At 54.9% G+C, this 6,338-nt stretch carries 5 protein-coding genes and 1 pseudogene; 3 read left to right on the forward strand and 3 right to left on the reverse strand.

Annotation, left to right across the window (positions count from 1 at the left end; genetic code table 11):
- Positions 1-24: 24 nt before the first annotated feature.
- Genes gpM through ACGS9J_RS22900 form a run of 3 tightly spaced genes read right to left on the reverse strand, consistent with a single transcriptional unit; the run spans position 25 to position 2,862 of the window.
- Positions 25-729: a phage terminase small subunit gene (gpM, locus tag ACGS9J_RS22890; RefSeq protein ID WP_442233011.1), complete on the reverse strand. Its 705-nt coding sequence runs from the start codon at positions 727-729 to the stop codon at positions 25-27.
- A gap of 26 nt (positions 730-755) precedes the next feature.
- Entirely contained in the window at positions 756-1,775 is a 1,020-nt protein-coding gene (locus ACGS9J_RS22895) for a phage major capsid protein, P2 family (RefSeq protein ID WP_442233012.1), read from the reverse strand.
- A 34-nt stretch (positions 1,776-1,809) separates the two neighbouring features.
- On the reverse strand, positions 1,810-2,862 hold the full coding sequence (locus tag ACGS9J_RS22900; protein ID WP_442233013.1) for a GPO family capsid scaffolding protein: 1,053 nt from the start codon (positions 2,860-2,862) through the stop codon (positions 1,810-1,812).
- A 176-nt stretch (positions 2,863-3,038) separates the two neighbouring features.
- On the opposite strand from ACGS9J_RS22900, the gene ACGS9J_RS22905 reads away from it, so the two are divergent.
- The 3 genes and pseudogenes from ACGS9J_RS22905 to ACGS9J_RS22915 all read left to right on the forward strand — a co-directional run.
- A complete protein-coding gene (locus ACGS9J_RS22905; RefSeq protein WP_442233014.1) occupies positions 3,039-4,811 on the forward strand; it encodes a terminase large subunit domain-containing protein in 1,773 nt (590 codons plus the stop codon).
- A gap of 53 nt (positions 4,812-4,864) precedes the next feature.
- The gene (locus ACGS9J_RS22910) at positions 4,865-5,863 is read left to right on the forward strand and encodes a phage portal protein (RefSeq protein ID WP_442233018.1); all 999 of its coding nucleotides are present in this window, start codon (positions 4,865-4,867) and stop codon (positions 5,861-5,863) included.
- A pseudogene (locus tag ACGS9J_RS22915) lies at positions 5,856-6,338 on the forward strand (hypothetical protein); the annotation flags it as partial. The gene ACGS9J_RS22910 and the pseudogene ACGS9J_RS22915, both read left to right, overlap by 8 nt.

Here is a 6,338-nt window from a genome sequence, read left to right on the forward strand (position 1 = left end):
GCCCGCCCCGGCTTGCGGTAGTCGTTAATTGGCCTGGATCGACCGAATACGGGCGGCGATTTTGTCGCGCAACGTCTTCACACCGACCGGCTGGTGATAGTTGTGCGCCTTCGCCAGCAGGGCGTCGGCCTGTTCCAGGACAGCCAAGTCGTCGATCGCCGTGGGCTGTACCTTGCCGTTTTTGTCTTTCAGCAGAAGTTGCCCGGCAAACTTGTACCACTTGGCATTGATTTCTTCGTGCAGCCGCCAGTTGTCGCAGATGTTGGCAAAGGTGCGACTGAAGTACGGTTCAACACTGTGACCGGCGTCAGCCTCGGCCATTGCCCAGGACAACATGGTGTCGGCCACGAAGGCCGGGAACGTCCGGCCAAAGTTTTCGGGGGTGGCCTGGCCTTGTTCGATGGCGATATCGGCCCATTCAAGGGCCAGGTCATATTCGCCAACGTCAAACAGCCAGATCACGCAATAAGCGAACGTCGGGTTTTGGTAGGCAATACCGTCTTTCAGGTATTGCTCTACCGTCGGCGTCCATTTCGGCAGCAGGATGTTGCGTTTCATTTCCACCCTGTCGGCGACTTGCGGCAAGTCACGCAGGCGGGCGACGTCCATGTCCAGGCTGCGGAACTGGACGTTCAAGCTATCCGGGCTGCTACTCAGTGCGCGACCTTCCGCCAGGGCCTTTTCGGCCTTGATGCGGGCGGTGTGTCGCTGGCAGGGTGAAAGTGCCATGTTCAATCCTTACTGTCGGTTAGGGGTTACTCGCCACCAGGCGCGGGGACGTCGTCGGAGATCGTGACGGCCTTTTCATCAAACGCGGCGTACAGCTCGTCATACTCGACGGCATAGCCTTCGTTGCGCAGGTATTTGTTTTCAAATGCCTTGCGGTCGTCGACCCATTCCGATTTACGCTGGCGTGTGCCGCGCTGGGTATAAATGTGCAGGTTCGCCAGGGTGGTGACGATCAGACGCTTACCAGGCATGAACGGCGGCACATAGGCAGGGCGACCGGCAATAGACTTGCTCAGCAGTTGCGCGGCGTTCTTCTCGGTCGGCTTGTCGGCAGCCTGGTACAGGCGGAACTCTTCAGCCGCTACCAGGTCAGAGCCACACAGTACGATCAGGCTCGGGTCTTGGCGGAACTGCTCGGCAATCTTGGTGTTGATTAAGTCTGACGCCATGGCATCCAGTGACTTGTAGTCGCCGTGTTCACCCAATACCACCCCGTCGGTAACGATTTGACCTGGTGAACGGTCGAATACAATTTTGTGCCAGCCGCGGTTGACGTCTTCGCCGTTCGGGCTGGTTGTTGGGTCGGTATTTTCGGCAATGCTGGTACCGTTGAAACCAATGCGGATCATGTCCAGAGCAAAGGACTCATTGCTGAAGTTGGTCACGCGCTGGAAAAACTCTTCTTCGCTGCCCGCGTTGGCCCACACAGACAGCAGGGCGTAGGTCAGTTGGGCGCATGAGTCAGTCTCAACCAGCTTGTATTCGTTGCCGTCCACGCCGACTTTCTTGGTAAAGCGGCCTTCTTTTTTGCGACCGGTGAACAGACCCGGATTGCCGACGGCAACCACCTGGCCCTGAAGTTGGTCGACATCCATCACAGTGATCATCTGAAGGAACGCAGAGCTATGCAGCAGAGCATCGCGCAGCTTGGTTTCTTTCGGATCGGTCAGCGAGAAATAGCGCGACGGGTCGCCCACGCCATAGGACAGCGCCAGCCCGCCCAGGTATTGGTTAATAAGCGCAAAGGCGCGTTGATTCAGTTGCATGTCTGCATCCCCTGAAAGTGGTGGTTAGGCGCCGTTAGACGAACTCAAACGGCGGTTTGCCGCCTGCTGGCGTCTTGCTAGGTAATTGCGTCGCACGGGCCGACAACTGGGTCATGCGCTCCGTCAACGCCGCAAGCTGGGTTTTCAGGACGCTGAAATCCTGCGAGTCCGGCTTGGCTGCCGGTTGGCGGCGTCCCTGGCGGCGTGACATGCGTTTCGCGGCTGGCGTCTTGGCGGAGAAGGTTTGCCACAGTTGGGCCAACTTGGCTTTTTTGGCGGTGAACTCTTCTTGCTTTACTTCGTCTTCCGGGTTGGCGGCGACTTCTTCCGCCGCGGCCGCGACTTCGTCAGCGACTTCGGCGATTTCATCGGCCAGATCGGCCACTGCGTCGGCGGCTTCTTCCGGGGTACTGGCGGCGGCGTCGCCGTTGGCGTTGGCCTCCAGTGCATCAAGACGCTGAGTCAGCGCTTCGATGAGGCTTTTTAATTCATCCATACCTGTTTCCTCTTCGGATGTAGTGGCGGCGTTTTCTTCTTCGGGGGTGAAGGATTTACCGGTGGTAAATAAGCGACTTAAAAAAGAGGTTTTATTGCCGCTGTCGTTATTACGTTTGGATAGTTTCCCCAGCGTGAACGCCTCCACGGTACCGCGGTTGCCTTCGACGGTTTCACCGTCAAACACAAAGGAAAGTTTTTCCGTTCCCAGACTGGCCGGAATATCAGTAACGGCCAGCCCCATCAAATAATTGGAATACTTACCGGCAAAGTCGGGGACGATTTCCACAGAGGTGAAAAGTTTTTGCCCCATTCGGTTGGCTTCAATTAAAAACTGATTGGGAATTAATTTTGCGTACAGCTCAATAGCGCCGTTGTTCTCTTCGAACTTTAATGCATCAACTTCGCCCAGGTTTGCCGTGTACTGACGAAAGGCAATATCCTCTTCATGATGAGGCCACAGCATGGCGGTATAGTTTTCGCGGCTGTAATTGTTCGCGCAATCAATCAGCCATTGCGGGTCGATAGGGCGCCCGTCTACGGATGTACCGGATTTGCAGATGCGCACCCAGTCAGTTACTAATTGAGGCATAACAGACCTTTTAATCAGTTGAAGATAAATTTAATTACTTGGCGAATTGCAGTATTGCGAATATTTGAGGCTCTCGCATTTCCTTTTTTTCTTATACGTTCGGATATAACCTTATTACCGAATGTATCCGATATTTAGTTGTCATTTTCGTTATTTTTGCACTGCATAATAAGCGCATGGCTAAATATTCAGATGAATTAAAAGGCGTTGCTCGTTCCCTTTATATAAAAAAGTGGACGCCGCAAGAAATACGCCAAGAGCTTAATCTGCCTTCCGTGCGGATCATATACCACTGGGCGCAAAAAGATGGCTGGCGGGACATGCTCAGCGCGGAAAGCGTTGAAGAGTGCATTAATCGCAGGATCATGGCGCTGGCGCCGCGGGATATTAAAAGCCCTGAGCAGGCGCAAGAGCTGGACATGCTGATAGAAAAGCACGTCCGCTTGCTGACCCAACGTTATAAACACGAAGAGAAGATGGCGGTGGCCAGGGCAGGCAGCCAAACGGGCGCCGGGATGCCTGACGATGAAAAGCCCGAAAAACGAAAGTACCGCAAGAACGACATATCGAAGCTGACCGGTGAGGAGTTCGAGCACTTCGCAAAAGAGAACCTGTTCGCCTATCAGCAAACCCTGCGCGATAATAAGCATCAACTGGTGCGCAACCTGCTGAAGTCGCGCCAGATTGGCGCTACCTGGTATTTTGCGTTTGAAGCCTTCGAAGACGCGGTGCTGACTGGGGAGAACCAAATTTTCCTGTCGGCGTCCAAACGCCAGGCCGAGGTATTCCGCTCCTATATCGTCAAATTTGCCCAGGAGCTTTTCGACCTGACGCTGACTGGCAAGGACATCCGCCTGAGTAACGGCGCCGAAATGATGTTCTTATCGACAAACAAAAACACGGCGCAATCTCACCGTGGCCATTTGTATTGCGACGAATATTTCTGGGTGCCCAACTTCCATGTGCTGAATGAAGTGTCTTCAGCTATGGCGACTCATAAACACCTGCGCACTACCTATTTTTCTACCCCCAGCGCCAAGACGCACCAGGCTTACCCGTTCTGGACGGGTGACGAATGGAAGAAAGGCAGCAAGAAACGCAGCGCGGTTAAGTTCCCGACCTTCGACCAGATGCGGGATGGCGGGTGCCTGTGTCCTGATGGCCAGTGGCGTTTTATTGTCACGATGGAAGACGCGGTGGCCGGTGGCCTCGACAAACTGGTCGATATTGAACGGCTGCGCAACAAGTACAACCCGGACACCTTCAACATGCTCTACATGTGCGTGTTCGTCGACTCCGGGGACAGCGTCTTCAAATTCAGCGACCTGGAGCGCTGCGGTGTTGATTTCGATACCTGGCTGGATCACAACCCCGATGCGCCACGGCCATTCGGCAATCGTGAAGTGTGGGCGGGCTTCGACCCGGCACGCTCCGGCGACACCTCGACCTTTGTCATTGTGGCGCCGCCGCTGCATGAAGGGGAGCGGTTCCGCGTTCTGGCCACTTTCTACTGGCAGGGGATGAACTTCAACTATCAGGCCAAGCAGATCAAGGCGCTGAAACAGCGTTACAACATGACCTATATCGGTATCGACATTACCGGCAGCGGTCGCGGTGTGTTCGAGCTGGTGCAGCATTTTGCCATGCGGGAGGCTGTGCCAATCCATTACAGCGTTGAAAGCAAAAACCGTCTGGTGCTGAAGATGATCGACGTTATCGGCGAAAACCGAATCGAATGGGATAAAGACCAGACCGAAATTCCTGCCAGTTTCCTGGCTATCCGTCGCACCACCACGGCCAGCGGAAACAGCCTGACCTTTGTTGCCGATCGCACAGCCGAAACCGGTCATGCGGATGTCTTCTTCGCTATCTCTCACGCCGTAGCCAACGAACCGATCGACTACGAGCACAAACGTAAATCCACCTGGGCATTTGGAAAGGCAGCATGAAAAAGAAAAAACGCCAGCAACGCCGCCGCCAGGGCGGCAAACACTTCTCCACAATGCCCAACATGAACGGCGGCAAGCCAGGCTCCGTCATCTTGGGGCCGCCGGAAATGGTGCTTACCAGCGGTACAGATTATCAAGACGTTTGGTATGACAGCGAGTTCGACCATTTTACCCAGCCGATTGACCGGCTTGCCCTGGCTAACCTGGTCAACAGTAATGGCCAGCACGGCGGCGTCGTCTATGCCCGGCGCAACATGCTGTCGGCTGACTATCTCGGCGGCGGTCTGTCCCATGAAGAGCTGAAGGCGGCGGCGTACGATTTCACCACCTTCGGCGACGCGGGATTACTGAAGGTGCGCAACTACTTCGGTGAAGTCATTCGCCTGGCGCCGCTGCCGTCGCTGTATCTGCGGGTGCGTAAGGATGACTCTTTTGCCGTACTGCAAAAGGGGGCGCCGCTGATTTACGACGCGCAGGACGTGATATTCATCAAGCAATATGATCCGCAACAGCAGGTTTACGGGTTGCCGGATTATATCGGCGGCATCAACAGCGCGTTGCTCAACAGCGAAGCAACCTTGTTCCGTCGGCGCTATTACCACAACGGCGCCCATCTGGGCGGCATCCTCTATACCACGGACGCCAACCTGTCGGATGAAATGGAAGACGAGATCAAGAGCAAGGTGGAAGAAAGCAAGGGGATCGGCAACTTCCGAAACCTGTACATCAATATCCCGAAAGGCGACCCGGAAGGGGTGAAGTTTATCCCCGTTGGCGACATCAGCGCCAAGGATGAGTTTGCCAACGTGAAGAACATATCCGCCCAGGACATTTTGAACGCACACCGTTTCCCGGCAGGTCTGGCGGGCATCATTCCCGAAAATGCTGCCGGGCTGGGCGACCCCATCAAGGCGCGTGAAACCTATCGCAAAGACGAGGTGATCCCGCTGCAAAAAATGTTCATGGACGCCGTGAACAGTGACCCGGAAGTCCCGGAGCATTTACACCTGCGATTTACTATTGAAACAACACAAGGGGCTACCAATGAGTGACCAGGCCAGCAGTAAGCGCATTTCGGAGCTGTCTCCCGCGGGGCCACGCTTGAACGATACCGATATTTTCCCTTCGTCATACACCAAGGGAAACGGCACTTTTGTAACGCATGGGGCGACACTACAAGGTTTGCGCCATCTGCTGGGATTTGAACATGCTGTTTACACGACTGACGAAGGTCTTAGCCAGACGTTTGATACGCAGATTTTTTATGTGTACACCGACGTCACGCGCTTTTTTGTCAGTGAGTATGCGAACGTGGGCGGTAAGGCCGAAGCCACCGGAAATGTTTATTCAACCCGCTTTCTGATTGACACGGTATTTAAAAATTCAGGCGCGGTGCAATCTTCGCCCGACGCCATTTTGGACGTTGTCACCGCCAACGGCGTGCGCCCGTTTGTCATTCGGGAAGAAGACGGGGCGACGCTGTTCGAGATGGTCGCGAAATTGGTTACGGGGAATGACGGGCTTAAG

Origin of the sequence: Serratia quinivorans (assembly GCF_052113645.1) — a bacterium.
Lineage (GTDB): Bacteria > Pseudomonadota > Gammaproteobacteria > Enterobacterales > Enterobacteriaceae > Serratia > Serratia quinivorans_B.